This is a genomic window from Brevibacillus sp. WF146, from assembly GCF_001673705.2.
Lineage (GTDB): Bacteria > Bacillota > Bacilli > Brevibacillales > Brevibacillaceae > Brevibacillus > Brevibacillus thermoruber.
In genome coordinates this window covers 4,297,423-4,313,410 of record NZ_CP109943.1, presented here as the reverse complement: position 1 = coordinate 4,313,410, position 15,988 = coordinate 4,297,423, and the positions used below count along the sequence as shown (strand labels likewise).

The following is a 15,988-nucleotide window of genomic DNA, read 5'->3' as shown; positions in this document are numbered from 1 at the left end:
AAGGGGTTTGTTCCGTATCAGGGAGGTGAACCGGATGATTCGTTTGCAAAACTTGCGCAAGAACTACACGGTACAAGGTAAGACGGTCCCCGCGCTGCTCGGGATTGACCTGACCATAGAAAAGGGAGAAATCTTCGGCATCATCGGACATTCCGGTGCCGGGAAAAGTACGCTGATTCGCTGCATCAACATGCTGGAGCGTCCGACATCCGGTCACGTAATCGTAGACGGCGTCGACCTGACCACGCTGGATGACCGCAAGCTGCAGGAGCAGCGGCGCCAAATCGGGATGATCTTTCAGCACTTCAATCTGCTCTCTTCGGCCACGGTGGCGGAGAACGTGGCCTTTCCCCTGAAGCTGGCGAAGCGGCCCAAGGCGGAGATTGACAAAAAGGTAAGCGAACTGCTCGCGCTGGTCGGCCTGGAAGCGCACCGCGACAAGTATCCGAGCCAGCTCTCCGGCGGGCAGAAGCAGCGCGTCGGCATCGCCCGCGCGCTGGCCAGCGATCCGAAAGTGCTGCTGTGCGACGAGGCGACATCCGCGCTCGACCCGCAGACGACCAATTCGATTCTCGCCCTGCTGCTGGACATCAACCGCAAGCTGGGACTGACCATCGTGCTGATCACGCACGAGATGCACGTCATCCGCTCCATCTGCGACCGCGTCGGCGTCATCGACGGGGGCGTCATCGTCGAAGAAGGCAGGGTTCTGGACGTGTTCCTCAAGCCGCAGCATCCGACCACGCGGGAGTTCGTGGAGCAGGTGGCTGATTCCGCCGAGCTGCGGGAAGCGGTGGCCCACGAAAAGGCGGCCGGCGACCGGACGATTGTCCGCGTCACGTTCCTGGGCGAAAAGACGTACCAGCCGATCCTGTTCCAGACCATGCAGGAGACCGGCACGATGTTCAGCATCCTGCAGGGCACCATTTCGCGGATGAAAGAGACGCCGTACGGACAGTTGGTCGTCGAATTGAACGGCGACCCGGAGCAGAGCAGCCGCGCCATCGAAACCTTGCGCCAGCGCGGCCTGGAAGTGGAGGTGATCTAAATGGGACTGACGTTTGAAAACGTCGATCTGACGGAAATCGGCCAAGCCACCCTGGATACACTGACGATGCTGGGCTTCTCGACGCTGTTTACCGTCCTGATCGGACTGCCGCTGGGCGTCCTGCTGTTTCTCACCTCCAAGGGACAGCTTCTGGAAAACCGCGCCTTTTACGCGATTGCGTCCTTTGTCGTGAACGTGCTGCGCTCGGTGCCGTTTATCATCCTGATGATCATGCTGATTCCGCTGACGAAGGTTCTGGTCGGCACGTCGCTGGGCGTCAAGGGAGCGATCCCGCCGCTGGTGATCGGGGCGGCTCCGTTTTTCGCCAGACTGGTGGAGACGTCGCTCAGGGAAGTGGACCGCGGCGTGATCGAAGCGGCCCAGTCGATGGGGGCGTCCAACTGGCAGATCATTTGGAACGTACTGCTGCCCGAATCCCGGCCGGGGTTGATTGCCGGTATTACGATTACCACCGTGGCGCTCGTCTCCTACACGGCGATGTCCGGCGTCATCGGCGGCGGCGGTCTGGGCGACCTGGCCATCCGCTACGGGTACCAGCGGTTCCAGACCGATGTGATGATCGTTACGGTCGTGATTTTGCTGGTGTTGGTTCAGATCTTGCAAACGCTGGGAGACAGACTGGTGATCCGCTTCAGCCGCAAGTAAGATCTTCACCATAAATATGAGGAAAGAGAAAGGGGAAATCATCCGTGAAAAAATGGGCTGTTTCCATTCTGTCCACTGTACTGGCATTGTCCTTGGCCGCATGCGGCAGTAAAACCGAAACCGCTCCGAATCCGGCCAACAGCGGTTCGGGCGGGGGCGAACAAAAAGAAATCACGCTGAAAGTGGGCGCTTCGCCTGTACCGCATGCTGAAATCCTGAAATTCATCCAGCCGAAACTGAAAGAACAGGGCATCAACCTGGAAATCAAGGAATTTACCGACTACGTGCAGCCGAACGTACAGTTGAACGAACAGCAGTTGGACGCCAACTTCTTCCAGCACATTCCGTACCTGGAGCAGTTCAACAAAGACCAGAACATGAACCTGGTGCCGGTCGTGCCGGTACACATCGAGCCGTTCGGCGCCTACTCCAAGAAAATCAAGAAGATTGATGAACTGGCGAACGGCGCAACCATCGCCCTGCCGAACGACCCGACCAACAACGGCCGCGCGCTGGCCCTGCTGGAGAAAAACGGCCTGATCAAGCTGAAAGACGGCGTCGGCATCAAAGGCACCGTAAAAGATATCGTCGAGAACAAGAAAAACCTGCAGTTCAAAGAAGTGGAAGCAGCCATGCTGCCGCGCGTTCTGGAAGAAGTGGATCTGGCGATGATCAACACCAACTACGCGCTGGAAGCCAATCTGGTGCCGACCAAAGACGCACTGATCATCGAAGACAAGGAGTCTCCGTACGCCAACTATCTGGTAGCACGTCCGGACAACAAGGACTCCGAGGCCATCCAAAAGCTGGCGAAAGAGCTGAACTCGCCGGATGTGAAGAAGTTCATCGAGGATACGTATAAAGGAGCGGTTGTGCCGGCGTTCTAAGCCCATCCCTCCCGTGACGCCCGAATCGGTTGATTCGGGCGTTTTCATTTTCATTTACAATTGGAGACGTTTTCATAAAACAAAATTAAACTTACTTAAAATCGCTTTAATATTACTAAAAGTACAGTATATTGATAGTGGATCTTTTTGGAGGATAAGGGGGAATGTTTCATGAAAAAGACAGTGTTTGCCGCGATGAGCTCCATCCTCGTACTGGGTGCGGCTCTGGCCGGCTGCGGCGGGGAAAAGGCGGCTGACCAGGCACAAGACAAGACGGAGCAGCAGGAAAAGACCGGACCGAAAGTGCTGCGCCTGAATCTGCCCAGCGAACCGCCGTCCGCCGACCCCGGACTGATCGAAGAAAACATCGGGGGTGCGATCGCCCGCGCCACCTTTGACGGACTGACCCGCATCGGGGAGGACGGCAAACCGCACGAATCCGTGGCGGAAAAGATCGACATTTCTGAAGACGGCCTCACCTACACGTTCCATCTCCGCGATTCGAAATGGAGCAACGGCGATCCGGTGACCGCCCACGACTTCGAATACGCCTGGAAGCGCGTACTTGATCCGAAGCTGGGCTCCACCTACGCCTACCAGCTCTACTGCATCAAAGGCGCCGAGGAATACAACAACGGCAAGGGCAGCGTGGAAAACGTCGGCGTCAAGGCTCTGGACGACAAAACGCTGCAGGTGCAGTTGAAGAACCCGACGCCGTACTTCCTGGAGCTGACCGCCTTCTACACCTACTATCCGGTGAACAAAAAAGTGGCGGAATCCAACCCGAACTGGGCGATGGAAGCCCAAACCCACGTGGGCAACGGCCCGTTCAAGATCGAACAGTGGGAGCACAAGAGCAAGCTGATTCTCGTGAAAAACGAGAATTACTGGGACAAGGACGCCGTGAAGCTGGACAAGATCGACTTCTCCATGGTAGACGACGCGAACACCGAGCTGTCCATGTTTGACCACGGCGACCTCGACTGGGCCGGCGGACCGCTGAGCGCGCTGCCGATCGACGCGATTCCGGCGTTGAAGGAATCCGGCAAGATGCAGACCCGCGCGATTGCCGGCACTTACATGTACAAGTTCAATACGGAGCAGCCGCCGTTTACCAACGCCAAAATCCGCAAGGCGTTTGCCTACGCGATTGACCGCAAGTCCATCATCGAAAACGTGACGCAGGCCAATCAGGAACCGGCGATGAGCCTGGTGCCGCCGACCATGGCCGTCTCGTCCCAACCGTACTTCAAGGACAACGATGTGGAAACCGCGAAAAAGCTGCTGGCAGAGGGCATGAAGGAGCTGGGCATCACCAAGCTGCCGCCGATCACGCTCTCCTACAACACGTCGGAAGGGCATCAAAAAATCGCTCAAGCGATCCAGGACCAATGGAAAAAGGCGTTCGGGGTCGAGGTGAAGCTGGAAAACAAGGAGTGGAAGGTGTTCCTGGAAGACATGCACCAAGGCAAGTTCCAGATCGGACGCTCCAGTTGGACCGGCGACTTCAACGACGCGATCAACTTCCTGGATCTGTTCAAGTATAAAAAAGGCAGCAACAACGACACCAACTGGGAACATCCGAAGTATCAGGAACTCCTGAACAAATCGGCGGCGGAGAAGGACCCGGAGAAGCGCAGGCAAATCCTGGCCGAGGCGGAAGCGCTGTTCATGGACGAAATGCCGGCGGCGCCGATTTACTTCTATACCCAATCCTACGTGAAGAACGACAACGTGAAGGGCGTGGTGCTGGACGGTCTGGGCTTTGTCGACTGGAAGTGGGCAACCATCGAATAAGCAGGCACGGCACACGCCATAGAGAAGGGCCGAACGGCTCTTCTTTTTTTGACGTCCATTTGAAAATATTTGGAACAATACGTATAATAGAAAAGATTGGAAAAAGGAGGGAAGTAGATATGCGCAAAACCATGAGCATCTCACTCGGCACGCTGTTGGCCGTGAGTGCCGTGCTGGCATCCGTGGGCAGCGCCGCGGCAAGCGGAGCCGCCCAGCCGACAGCCGAAGCGAAAAAAAGCGGCAAGGTGCTGCGGGTCAACCTGGGTTATGAAATCCCCACCGCCGACCCGAGCCTGTCCGAAGACCCGGTGTCCGCAGCGATCGTCCGGGCCACGTTTGACGGGCTGACCCGGACCGGCCCGGACGGCAAGCCGCAGCCGTCCATCGCGGAGAAAATCGACGTCTCCGCTGATCTCCTGACCTACACGTTTCACCTGCGGGACGCCAAGTGGAGCAACGGCGATCCGGTAACCGCCCACGACTTCGAATATGCGTGGAAGCGGGCGCTCGATCCGAAAACGGGTGCCAATTACGCCTATCAGCTTTACTACCTCAAAAACGGCAAGAAGGCCAACAGGGGAGAGGCGAAGCTGGACGAGGTGGGGGTCAAAGCGCTGGACGCCAAGACGCTGCAGGTCACGCTGGAGCAGCCGACCCCGTTTTTCCTGGAGCTGACGTCATTTCCCACCTACTATCCGGTAAACAAAAAAGTGGCGGAAGCCAACCCCAAGTGGGCCAATGAAGCGGGCACCCACGTCGGCAACGGGCCGTTCAAGCTGGCGGCCTGGGAGCACAAACAGAAGCTGACGCTCGTGAAAAACGACAAGTACTGGGACAAGGATGCCGTCAAGCTGGACAGGATCGAAGGAACGATGGTCGAGGACGAAAACACGGAGCTGGCCATGTTTGACAACGGCGAGCTCGACTGGGCCGGCCAACCGCTGGGGCAGCTCCCGCCGGACGCCCTCCCCTACCTGAAGGAGGAGGGCTTGCTGCAAACACAGCCGATCGCCGGTGTCTACTACTACAAATTCAACACGGAGCAGCCCCCGTTTACCAACGCCAAAATCCGCAAGGCGTTCGCCTACGCCCTCAACCGGAAGGCGCTGAGCGATGAAGGCGTGATCGGCACTCATCTGCCGGCTCTCGGGTTCGTCCCGCCGACCATGACCGTTTCGTCCCACCCGTACTTCAAGGACAACGATGCGGAAACCGCGAAAAAGCTGCTGGCAGAGGGCATGAAAGAGCTGGGCATCTCCAAGCTGCCGCCGATCACGCTCTCCTACAACACGTCGGAAGCGCACAAAAAGATAGCCGAAGCGATTCAAAAGCAGTGGCGGCAGACGCTCGGGGCGGAGGTGAAGCTGGAGAACAAGGAGTGGAAGGTGTTTCTCGAGGACCTGCACAACGGCAGCTATCAAATTGCCCGCTATGGCTGGCTGGGCGATTTCAACGACCCGATCAACTACCTGGAGCTGTTCATGGAGAAAGACGGGGGCAACAACGACACCCATTGGGAAAACGCCGAGTACCGGAAGCTGTTGACCCAGTCCGCCACGCAAACCGATCCCGAGAAGCGCAGGGAACTGCTGGTGCAGGCGGAAGCCATCCTGATGGACGAAATGCCGGTCTTGCCGATCTATTACTACACGCAAAGCTACGTGAAAAGAGACCACGTGCAGGGCGTCCTGATCGACGGACTGGGCTTTATCGACTGGAAGTGGGCGAGCATCAAATAACGTGTCGCAAAGAAAGGGAGAAGAGCCATCGTGCTCTTCTTTTTTTTGCTCATCCATACACGAATGTTTATTATTCCAATAAAAATTTTTATAAATAAATAAAATTTTATTAAATCATCGTAAAACTTGTTTAAAAAGAATATATATGGATGTATATTGAGAAAAGATTTAGACAAGGGGGATAAGTGGCATGAAAAAGAATATTTTTGTAGCGATGAGTTCCATCCTCGTGCTCGGCGCCGCCCTCGCAGGGTGCGGAGGCAATCAGGCCCAATCCGACAATCCAAACCAGGGTGGCTCCCAGGCGGCGGAATCCGCGGCGAAAACCGGCCCGCAGGTGCTGAAGTGGAACCTGCACTCCGAACCGCCCACGGCTGACCCGGGCCTCTCCGAAGATACAACCTCTGCGGCCATCATTCGTGCGACGTTCGACGGGCTTACCCGGATCGGAGCGGACGGTCAGCCGCATGAGTCCGTTGCGGAAAAAATCGACGTTTCCGAAGACGGCCTCACGTACACCTTCCATCTGCGCGACTCCAAGTGGAGCAACGGCGATCCGGTGACCGCGCACGACTTCGAGTTCGCCTGGAAGCGCGCGCTCGACCCGAAAACCGGAGCGGCCTACGCGTACCAACTGTACTACATCAAGAACGGGGAAGCGTACAACAAGAACAAGGCCAAAGCGGAAGACGTCGGCGTCAAGGCGCTGGACGACAAGACGCTGGAAGTGAAGCTGGAAAACCCGACGCCTTTCTTCAAGGAACTGACGGCGTTCCCGACCTATTACCCGGTCAACAGGAAACTGGTTGAATCCAACCCGAACTGGGCCATGGAAGCGAGCACCCACGTGGGGAACGGTCCGTTCAAGATGGCAGAATGGGAGCACAAGAACAAGCTGGTGCTCGTGAAAAACGAAAACTACTGGGACAAAGACGTGGTAAAAGTGGACAGAATCGAGTTCTCCATGGTGGAAGACGAGAACACCGAGTTGTCCATGTTTGACAACGGCGAACTCGACTGGGCCGGCGCGCCGATGAGCGCACTACCGACGGACGCCATCCCGGCTCTGAAAGAATCCGGCAAGATGCACACCCAGCCGATCGCAGGTGTCTACTGGTATAAGTTCAATACGGAGAAACCTCCGTTTAATAACGTGAAAATCCGTAAAGCGTTTGCGTACGCGATCGACCGTCAATCCCTGATCGACAACGTGCTGCAGGCGGGTCAACTCCCGGCTATGGGCGCTGTTCCGCCGTCCATGGCGCTGAACAAGGACGGCTACTTCAAGGACAACGACGTGGAGACCGCGAAGAAGCTGCTGGCAGAAGGCATGAAGGAGCTGGGCATCACCAAGCTGCCGCCGATCACCCTCTCCTACAACACGTCCGAAGGGCACCAAAAAATCGCCCAAGCGATCCAGGACCAATGGAAGAAAAACCTGGGCGTCGATGTGAAGCTGGAAAACAAGGAGTGGAAGGTGTACATCGAAGACCTGCACCAAGGCAAATTCCAAATCGGACGCCAGGGCTGGCTGGGCGACTTCAACGACCCGATCAACTTCCTGGAGCTGTTTAAGGAAAAAATGGGCGGCAACAACGACACCCGTTGGGAACATCCGAAGTTCAAGGAGCTGCTGGACCAGTCCGCTCTGGAAAAGGATCCGGAGAAGCGCAAGCAGATCCTGGCCGATGCCGAGAAAATCTTCATGGACGAAATGCCGGTCATCCCGATCTACTTCTACACCAACTCCTGGGTGCAAAAGGAGAACCTCAAAGGCATCGTCATCGGTGGGCTCGGCGACATCGACTGGAAATGGGCTTCCATTGAATAATGCGCGGAACAGAGAGGCACATGCGTGTGCTTCTCTTCTTTTTTTCGCCCGCCATGGACATTCGACCAAACCCCCAAAGTCCTTTGGTCATAGAGTAACAAGGAATAAACCGAACCAAGGGGGAGAAGCCGTGGATCTTGGAAAGCTGTTGAGCCTGGTTAAGTCGATTCCGAAAGAAAAGTTGAAGACAGACGCAGGGCTGAAGGAAGTGATCCGCGATCTGGGCAGAAAGACCGGAAAGTCGTTTACCGATCAGGAGCTGAATCAGTACGTGGCGCAGTTTCGGCGGTTGGCCCAGACGGAGAACGTTAACAGCCTGTTGAACAAGCTGGGCCAAAAGGGGATTAAGGAAAGCGACCTGAACAACATCAAGAAACGACTGAGATAGCGGGGGAGGTGGAACTATCGCTCAGAAGACGAAAGGCAAGCAAAAAAACACCGTCTCCCATGCGCAGCTGCTGGAGACGATAAACCAGTTGGCCGAAGCCCACAACTCCAGCAAAGAACAGATCATTAGCGAAATGGACCAGGTGCGGATTGAACTGCAGGAGATGAAGGAGACGCTCAACCGCTTGAAGGTACAGCCGCCGGCCCAGAGGCGGGGGCCGCTCTTTCGCCGCCGTCGGAGGGTGCCGGTCCAGGTGGAGCCGGAAAAGCCCAAGCTCTCCTTGTCTCTGGAAGATCTGCTGCCTTTGCTGCCCCATTTGAGCGGGACGTTTCCTCAATTGAAAAATCCGAAGGTGGCGGAGTCGATCAAGGTGCTTGCCAATCCAGCCGTGATGGCCATGATTCAGCAGTTTCTGGCAAACACCGGGTTGACAGGCAAATCCGTCACCCAGGCCAGCCGGAAGGAAAGACGTTCTCCGGGCTGGGGCAGACGTTGAGGCGTTCTCTACAAGGAAGCGCCTCTTTTTTTGTCCGCAGAAAAATATTGGAAAAATGTGCCGTAATTCGACACATTTTTTCTTTTTTCGACTGAATTTGGTCCAAAACTCCTACAAACTTTGTCGCCTTTGCTGCGTCTAATACTATGGCGCATCCCGCTCGGTAGTTTATGCCAAATCGAGAAAACCAACGGAGGAGGTCAGGATGAAGAGACGATTGTTACTGTTTTTTGTACTGCTGGTCCTGCTGCTCATCCCCGGGTGGGCTGCGGCGGCCGGCAGCGCCAACGAAGAACCGGTGAACCTGATGATCAATGGACAAGCCGTCCAGCCTGATGTGCCGCCGCTTATCCAAAACGGCCGCACGCTGGTTCCGATCCGGGTGATCGCCGAAGGGTTGGGTGCCGATGTGAAGTGGGATGAGGCCGCGCGGACGGCGACCATCAAGCGCGGCGGACAAAAGCTGGTGCTCACGCTTGATTCCACGGCGGCCCTGGTCAACGGGAAACAGGTGAAGCTGGACACCCCGCCGGTCGTGCGCCAGCAGCGGATGCTTCTGCCGCTGCGGTTCGTTGCCGAATCGCTCGGCGTCACGGTGGGATGGAACGAGTCCTCTCGCACGGTAATCGCCAACGAGACGCCATCCGTTCTGATCAACGGCAAAAGTCCGTCCAAGCCGCTGGAGTTCTACCGGATGGGCAACTCGCTGTACGTCTCCGCACAGGCGGTGGCCGAACAGGTGGGATGGAAGGATTTCGCCTGGAAGCACCCGGACGAGACCGTCACCATCGACGGTCAGCAGGTGGTGCCCCTGGATCGGCTGGAAAAAGAACTGGGCGGCAGCATGACGTGGGACAAGCGGGACAACCGCGTCGAGATCGAACGGCTCAGCCGCTTTACCGGTGCTGCCGCGGAAGGGAACAGCGTCCGGATCGACACCACGCTGCCCGTGACCCCTGCTGCGTTCGTCCTGGAGGGACCGCACCGCATTGTGCTGGATCTGCCGCAGACCGAACTGGATGACGACCTGTTGGCCGCACTGGGCAGCCAGAAGGCCGACGAGGTTGGAGGGACGGATGGGCAGAATCAGCCGGATCAAGCAGGGGACGCGAATCAGATGTCGCCGTCGGACAAGCCTGCCGCCGGCACGCTGATCGCCAATATCCGATACAGCCAGTACAGTTCTTCGCCGAAGACGGTTCGGGTCGTCATTGAGCTGAACCAGAAGAGCCAGTATAATCTGGAGTATACCAACGACGGGATTACCGTCAAACTGACGCCTGCTGCGACTGCTCCCGGCAAGACGGGCTTCCTGATTGTCGTCGACGCGGGACACGGGGGCCACGACAATGGGGCCGGCGGCGCAGCCGGCAATGTGGAAAAGGACTTTACCCTGGCCGTTGCCAAAAAGCTGGCGGCAGAGTTGAAGAAGTACCCCGAGTTTCAGGTGGAGATGACGCGCACCACGGACGTCTATCTGACCCTGGCACAGCGGGTGGCGTTCGCCAACGATCGGAAGGCGGATCTGTTCATTTCGATTCACGCCAACTCGTTCACGAAGCCGACCGCGGGGGGTACCGAGACGTTCTACTACAACGCCAACAGCGAAGCCCTGGCCCGGATCGTACACCGTCACCTGCAGGGGGCGACGAAATTTCCTGACCGGGGCGTGAAGCAAACCGCGTTTTACGTGATCAAAAACACGAAAATGCCGGCCGTGCTGACGGAGACGGGCTTCCTCTCCAATCCGACGGAAAACGCCCAGCTCACGTCGCCGGCGTTTCAGGACAAAGTAGCCAAAGCGCTTGCCGCCGCCATTCGCGAGTACTATCTCACGTACCGGTAAGCGGCGGGACAAGCCAGGCGACATGACCAGAAGGGGGGTTCCCGATGAAACGACGCAGTTTGATCGGACTCGCTGCAGCTCTCGTGCTGCTTGTGGCAGGATGCGGACAGGGGGCGAAGCCCGCACCGCAGCCATCCGGCCAGCAGACAGGCGCGACCGCGCCGCAGCCGCAGGCGGAACAGCCGACGACACCACAGGCTGAAAAGCCGGCGCAGCCGCAGCTCACCAAGAAGACGATCGCCGTGTACTACACGGACGACAACTTGACGGCCCTGCAAAAGGAAGAGCAGGAGATCGCGTATGCCGACGACCTCGACAAGTACAAAAAAGCGATCGCCCTGCTGGAAAAACCGAAGCAGGCGGGACACAGCCCGCTGTGGAAGGATTTCCACTATCACTCTGTCACGTTTGACAAAGGCACGCTGACCATTGACGCCGACAGCAAGAATGTGTACAACCTCGGTTCCAGCGGCGAAGCCATGGCCATCGATGCGTTGAAGCAGACGCTGTTCCAGTTCGACGAAGTGAAGCGCATCGTGATTCTGGAAGACGGCAAGCCGGCCGAGTCCCTAATGGGTCACGTTGACATCACGGAACCGTTGACAAGAGACAGCCAATGATGAAAAACGACATGTCCAGTACCGGACATGTCGTTTTTTATTTGTAACGGAAAAGGGGTGCCGCCCGAATCGGCCAAACTTTAAGAAAGCTTTACAATGGCACCACAATTCAACAACATTCGAGCGGTATAGTTTGTTCATGGAAAGAGAAACAATCCAAACCGATGTTTAAGGAGGATTTTCATCAGATGAAAAAGCTCGGCAAAATGCTTATGGTGCTGACCTTCGCAGGTGCGCTTCTGGCGGGATGCGGAAGCAACAACGCAGCTCCGGCACAACCGGAACAACAAGGCAATGCGCAAAACACCGGTTCTTCCGTATCCGGCGAGCCAGTAACCGCAGTAGGTTCCACCGCACTGCAGCCGCTCGTCGAACAAGCGGCAAAAGACTTCATGGCCAAGAACCAGGGCGCGCAAATCCAGGTGCAGGGCGGCGGTAGCGGCACCGGTTTGAGCCAGGTTGCCAGCGGGGCAGCCACCATCGGCAACTCCGACATCTTCGCCGAAGAGAAACAAGGCATTCCGGCCAACGAGCTGGTCGACCATAAAGTGGCGGTAGTCGGGATGGCAGCAGTCGTCAGCCCGAAAGTCACGGTTGACAATCTGACCAAGCAGCAGTTGATCGACATCTTCACCGGCAAAATCACCAACTGGAAAGAAGTGGGCGGTCCTGACCTGAAAGTTACGCTGGTAAACCGTCCGAAGAGCTCCGGCACTCGCGCCACCTTCCACAAGTTCGCGCTGGACGGCCATGACGAAGCGGAAGGCATCACCGAAGATTCCTCCGGCACCGTTCGCAAAATCGTAGCGGAAACCCCGGGTGCCATCGGCTATTTGGCTCTTTCCTACATCGACAATTCGGTAAAAGCGCTGAAACTGGACGGCGTGGAAGCCACTGCGGAAAACATCACCACGAACAAGTATCCGGTATGGGCGTATGAACACATGTACACCAAAGGGGAACCGACCGGCACGGCAAAAGCGTTCCTCGACTTCATCCTGAGCGATGAGGTGCAGAAGAAAACCGTCAAGGACCTGGGCTTCCTGCCCATCACCGACATGAAGGTGGAGCGCGACGCCCAAGGCAATGTAACCCAAAAATAATGGACAGACAATCGGCAGCAGAATGAGGGGTGGGGGGGCACTTGCCCCTCATTTTGCGTATTTCTCTGATTCATATGGAGGGAGATTATGAGTCGTCGTTCGGAAGGGTCAACTATCGCAAGCAACCGCATCATCGCAGACCACACGCCGGAAGTCGGGGAGCGGACATCCGCGATCGACCGCAAGCTGCTGACGTACAACAAGCGTCAGTTTACAGAGAACGTGACAGGCCGATTCATCGCCATGGCGTGCGCCGGCCTGCTGGTGGTTGTCGTGCTGTCGATCACGTATTTTATCGCCTCCAAGGGGCTGTCGACGTTCCTGATCAATGGGGTCAGCCTTGGCGAGTTTTTGACCGGGGTAAAATGGGACCCCGAAGGCGAGCCGGCTGTTTACGGCGTGCTGCCGTTTATTCTCGGCTCGTTCCTCGTCACCCTGCTGGCCGCGCTCATTGCGGCCCCGCTGGGCATTGGCGCAGCCATTTTCATGACGGAAATCTTCCCGGGTTTCGGGAAAAAAGTACTCAAGCCGGTCATTGAACTGCTGGTGGGCATTCCATCGGTCGTGTACGGCTACGTTGGTCTTACCTTGCTGGTACCGTTTATCCGCGAGCAGTTTGACGTTCTCGGGTTCAGCCTGCTGGCGGGGGGGCTCGTTCTGGCCCTGATGATTCTGCCGACCATTACCAGCGTGGCGACGGACGCCATTGAGGCTGTGCCGCAGGACTTGCGCAACGCCTCGCTCGCGCTGGGAGCGACCCGTTGGCAGACGATTTGGAATGTGGTGCTGCATTCCGCGCTGCCGGGGTGCCTGACCGCTGTCGTGCTGGGGATGGCCCGCGCGTTCGGGGAAGCGCTGGCCGTGCAGATGGTGATTGGCAACACCACCAAGCTGCCGGGCGGCCTGCTCGACCCGATCAGCACGTTGACCAGCGGCATTACGCTGAACATGGGGAACACGATCCAGGGGACGCCCTACAACAACGCCCTGTGGTCCATGGCGCTCCTGCTCCTGCTGATGTCGTTTGTCTTCATCATGATCTTGCGCATTCTCGGCAGAAAGAAGTTGGTTAACAAATGAGAGCAAAAGTTCTGGATCGCACGGCCACTGTTGTGCTTACGCTGATTGCGCTCTTGATCGTCGGCACGCTGGTGGGACTGCTTGGCTTCATCCTTTCGCAGGGATGGCACAAGCTCACTCTCGACTTTCTCACCTCCGCGCCCGACATTGTCAATGCCGGCGGGGGTGTGGGGCCGCAGTTGTTCAACTCCATCTACCTGCTGGTGCTGACCATGCTGATCGCACTGCCGCTGGGAATCGGGGCCGGCATTTACATGGCTGAATACGCTCCGGATAACAAGTTTACGCAGTTTATCCGGTTGAGTATAGAAGTGCTGTCTTCCCTTCCGTCCATCGTCGTCGGCCTGTTTGGGCTGCTGGTGTTCGTCAACATGACCGGGTGGGGGTATTCCCTGCTGTCCGGCGCCTTGGCCCTGACCGTGTTCAATCTCCCCCTGCTGGTGCGGATCACCGAGGATGCCCTGCGAAACGTCCCCCGCAGCCAAAAGGAGGCCAGTCTGGCGCTGGGGATTACCAAGTGGCGGACGATTGTTTCGGTGATCCTGCCGGCGGCGCTGCCGGGCATTATCACCGGCGCGATTCTGGCTTCCGGCCGGGTCTTCGGGGAAGCGGCGGCGCTGCTGTTTACCGCAGGGATGTCGTCTCCCAATCTGAACTTCACCGATTTTTCCCTGAACAGCCCGACGTCTCCGCTCAATCCGTTCCGCCCGGCTGAAACGCTTGCCGTGCACATCTGGAAAGTGAACAGCGAAGGGCTGACGCCGGATGCCCGGGACGTCGCCGACGGGGCGGCGGCCATCCTCGTCCTGGCCGTGCTGCTGTTTAATCTCGGCGCCCGTTGGTTTGGCAGCTGGCTCTACAAGAAAATGACTTCGGGAACGAACTAGGGAAGGGGTGGACGTCATGCAAGCAGGCACAACGGTTGACACGATCATTCAGACGCGCAACGTCTCCGTGTACTACGGCGAAAAGCGCGCCGTTTCCAATATCAACATGGACATTGAACGAAATTCCGTCACGGCGTTCATCGGCCCGTCCGGCTGCGGGAAATCGACGCTCCTGCGCAGCCTGAACCGGATGAACGACCTCGTTCCCAACTGCCGCGTCACCGGTTCGATCGTGGTGGACGGCATTGAGGTGAACAGCGACAAGATCAACATCGAAGGGCTGCGCCAGGTGGTCGGCATGGTGTTTCAGCGGGCCAATCCGTTTTTCAAATCGATTTACGAAAACATCGCGTTTGCTCCCCGTTTCCACGGCATGCGGGACAAACGGGAGCTGGACGAGGTGGTGGAGCGGAGCCTGCGCAAGGCAGCCCTGTGGGATGAGGTGAAAGACCGGCTGCACGAGTCCGCGCTCTCCCTGTCCGGAGGCCAGCAGCAGCGGCTGTGCATCGCCCGGGCGATCGCCATGCAGCCGACGATTCTGCTGCTGGACGAACCGGCTTCCGCCCTGGACCCGATTTCCACCATGAAAATTGAAGAACTGGTGCTGGAGCTGAAGGAAGAGTACACGATTGTGATCGTGACGCACAATTTGCATCAGGCTGCCCGCATTTCCGACAAGACCGCCTTTTTCCTGATGGGGGAACTGGTGGAAATGAACGACACGTCGAAGCTCTTCACCTCTCCGGAAAACAAGAAAACGGAAGATTACATCAGCGGCCGTTTCGGCTGAATCTCCCTCTGTCGAATGGCCCGCATGTTGAATGCGACAAGCCCTCCACCATACAACCTGCGCGGTGGAGGGCTTTGTTTTGGCTTTGGCTTCTGCCGCTATCGGACGCCGGTCACGAGGAGGCGGGAAGCGGCCGGACGATGGACCCGTCGGCGGCATCCGGCACGTGTGCGGCAGCCGTGCGGAAGAAGCGGATCTCCTGCTCCAGATCGTCCACGATGGCGGCGAGGCGTTCCGAGTCGTGCAGGAATTGTTCGGAGAGCGAGACGCTTTCCTGGGTGGCGGCGACGGCCTGCTGTGTGCCGGCAGTGACCGCCTGAGCGGAATGGGACAGCGCATCCACTCCCTCTTTGATGTCCTGGCTCTGCCTGCTAATGGAGCGGGACAGACGGCCAATGACGGCAAACTGTTCGGTAAGGATTTCGCTGACCGCGACGATCCGGGAGAACACGTCCGCCGCCTCGTGCAGCGTCTGCAGCCCGTCAACGGTGGCGTGGTCGGTTACCGTCATCCGCTCGGTGACGAGGTCCATGCGCGCCTGACCGGACGCGATCACCTGCTGAATCCGCTCGGTCGCGTCTTCCGTCTGCATGGCGTGGGAATGGCGGGAGCCCTTCCCGACGTGCTCGGCGACATGCTTGACATCGGCGATCACGCGCTGGATTTTTCCGATAATGGTGCGGATCTGGCCGCTCATGCGGTTGAAGCTGTCTCCCAACTGGCGGATTTCGTCGCGGGTGTTCACCTGCATCGTCTGGAACAGGTCCCCTTCGCTGAAGGCGGCCAGTTTCGTCTGCACTTCCTTGATCG

Annotated in this window: 15 protein-coding genes; 14 read left to right on the top strand and 1 reads right to left on the bottom strand. The window is 57.7% G+C overall.

Features of this window, described 5'->3' with window-relative positions:
* Positions 1–34: 34 nt before the first annotated feature.
* From A6764_RS21435 to pstB, 14 genes are all read left to right on the top strand, one after another.
* On the top strand, positions 35–1,048 hold the full coding sequence (locus tag A6764_RS21435; RefSeq protein ID WP_065068261.1) for a methionine ABC transporter ATP-binding protein: 1,014 nt from the start codon (positions 35–37) through the stop codon (positions 1,046–1,048).
* Positions 1,049–1,714: a methionine ABC transporter permease gene (locus tag A6764_RS21430; RefSeq protein ID WP_029100978.1), complete on the top strand. Its 666-nt coding sequence runs from the start codon at positions 1,049–1,051 to the stop codon at positions 1,712–1,714.
* 44 nt (positions 1,715–1,758) lie between these two features.
* A complete protein-coding gene (locus A6764_RS21425; RefSeq protein ID WP_029100979.1) occupies positions 1,759–2,601 on the top strand; it encodes a MetQ/NlpA family ABC transporter substrate-binding protein in 843 nt (280 codons plus the stop codon).
* Between the two features lie 171 nt (positions 2,602–2,772).
* Complete coding sequence (locus A6764_RS21420) at positions 2,773–4,398, top strand: peptide ABC transporter substrate-binding protein (protein ID WP_065068260.1); 1,626 nt, start codon at positions 2,773–2,775, stop codon at positions 4,396–4,398.
* Between the two features lie 119 nt (positions 4,399–4,517).
* Positions 4,518–6,137 (top strand): peptide ABC transporter substrate-binding protein, encoded by a 1,620-nt coding sequence (locus tag A6764_RS21415; protein WP_065068259.1) that lies wholly within the window; start codon positions 4,518–4,520, stop codon positions 6,135–6,137.
* A gap of 190 nt (positions 6,138–6,327) precedes the next feature.
* Entirely contained in the window at positions 6,328–7,968 is a 1,641-nt protein-coding gene (locus tag A6764_RS21410; protein ID WP_044899976.1) for a peptide ABC transporter substrate-binding protein, read from the top strand.
* A gap of 130 nt (positions 7,969–8,098) precedes the next feature.
* Entirely contained in the window at positions 8,099–8,356 is a 258-nt protein-coding gene (locus tag A6764_RS21405) for a hypothetical protein (RefSeq protein ID WP_029100983.1), read from the top strand.
* 88 nt (positions 8,357–8,444) lie between these two features.
* On the top strand, positions 8,445–8,852 hold the full coding sequence (locus tag A6764_RS21400) for a hypothetical protein (RefSeq protein ID WP_255309801.1): 408 nt from the start codon (positions 8,445–8,447) through the stop codon (positions 8,850–8,852).
* A 205-nt stretch (positions 8,853–9,057) separates the two neighbouring features.
* Positions 9,058–10,698: an N-acetylmuramoyl-L-alanine amidase family protein gene (locus A6764_RS21395; RefSeq protein WP_065068257.1), complete on the top strand. Its 1,641-nt coding sequence runs from the start codon at positions 9,058–9,060 to the stop codon at positions 10,696–10,698.
* Between the two features lie 44 nt (positions 10,699–10,742).
* On the top strand, positions 10,743–11,318 hold the full coding sequence (locus A6764_RS21390) for a GerMN domain-containing protein (protein WP_029100986.1): 576 nt from the start codon (positions 10,743–10,745) through the stop codon (positions 11,316–11,318).
* A 188-nt stretch (positions 11,319–11,506) separates the two neighbouring features.
* A complete protein-coding gene (locus tag A6764_RS21385) occupies positions 11,507–12,421 on the top strand; it encodes a phosphate ABC transporter substrate-binding protein (RefSeq protein WP_035299223.1) in 915 nt (304 codons plus the stop codon).
* A gap of 87 nt (positions 12,422–12,508) precedes the next feature.
* Positions 12,509–13,501 (top strand): phosphate ABC transporter permease subunit PstC, encoded by a 993-nt coding sequence (gene pstC / locus A6764_RS21380; RefSeq protein ID WP_255309800.1) that lies wholly within the window; start codon positions 12,509–12,511, stop codon positions 13,499–13,501.
* Entirely contained in the window at positions 13,498–14,388 is an 891-nt protein-coding gene (pstA, locus tag A6764_RS21375) for a phosphate ABC transporter permease PstA (RefSeq protein WP_044899971.1), read from the top strand. The genes pstC and pstA overlap by 4 nt, the downstream gene beginning before the upstream one ends.
* A gap of 16 nt (positions 14,389–14,404) precedes the next feature.
* Positions 14,405–15,178, top strand: a complete 774-nt coding sequence (gene pstB / locus A6764_RS21370; RefSeq protein ID WP_065068256.1) for a phosphate ABC transporter ATP-binding protein PstB — start codon at positions 14,405–14,407, stop codon at positions 15,176–15,178.
* A gap of 112 nt (positions 15,179–15,290) precedes the next feature.
* Here the strand turns inward: pstB and A6764_RS21365 are convergent, their stop codons facing one another.
* Positions 15,291–15,977 carry a HAMP domain-containing protein gene (locus A6764_RS21365; protein WP_065068255.1) on the bottom strand — a complete coding sequence of 229 codons (687 nt, stop codon included), beginning with the start codon at positions 15,975–15,977 and terminating at the stop codon, positions 15,291–15,293.
* Positions 15,978–15,988 lie beyond the last annotated feature (11 nt).

Excerpts from the sequence above, each read along its gene's own strand:
- A6764_RS21395 (WP_065068257.1), top strand. The coding sequence starts at position 9,058 with ATGAAGAGACGATTGTTACTGTTTTTTGTACTGCTGGTCCTGCTGCTC.
- A6764_RS21430 (WP_029100978.1), top strand. The coding sequence starts at position 1,049 with ATGGGACTGACGTTTGAAAACGTCGATCTGACGGAAATCGGCCAAGCC.
- A6764_RS21435 (WP_065068261.1), top strand. The coding sequence starts at position 35 with ATGATTCGTTTGCAAAACTTGCGCAAGAACTACACGGTACAAGGTAAG.
- pstC (WP_255309800.1), top strand. The coding sequence starts at position 12,509 with ATGAGTCGTCGTTCGGAAGGGTCAACTATCGCAAGCAACCGCATCATC.
- A6764_RS21415 (WP_065068259.1), top strand. The coding sequence starts at position 4,518 with ATGCGCAAAACCATGAGCATCTCACTCGGCACGCTGTTGGCCGTGAGT.
- A6764_RS21410 (WP_044899976.1), top strand. The coding sequence starts at position 6,328 with ATGAAAAAGAATATTTTTGTAGCGATGAGTTCCATCCTCGTGCTCGGC.
- pstB (WP_065068256.1), top strand. The coding sequence starts at position 14,405 with ATGCAAGCAGGCACAACGGTTGACACGATCATTCAGACGCGCAACGTC.
- A6764_RS21390 (WP_029100986.1), top strand. The coding sequence starts at position 10,743 with ATGAAACGACGCAGTTTGATCGGACTCGCTGCAGCTCTCGTGCTGCTT.
- pstA (WP_044899971.1), top strand. The coding sequence starts at position 13,498 with ATGAGAGCAAAAGTTCTGGATCGCACGGCCACTGTTGTGCTTACGCTG.
- A6764_RS21420 (WP_065068260.1), top strand. The coding sequence starts at position 2,773 with ATGAAAAAGACAGTGTTTGCCGCGATGAGCTCCATCCTCGTACTGGGT.
- A6764_RS21385 (WP_035299223.1), top strand. The coding sequence starts at position 11,507 with ATGAAAAAGCTCGGCAAAATGCTTATGGTGCTGACCTTCGCAGGTGCG.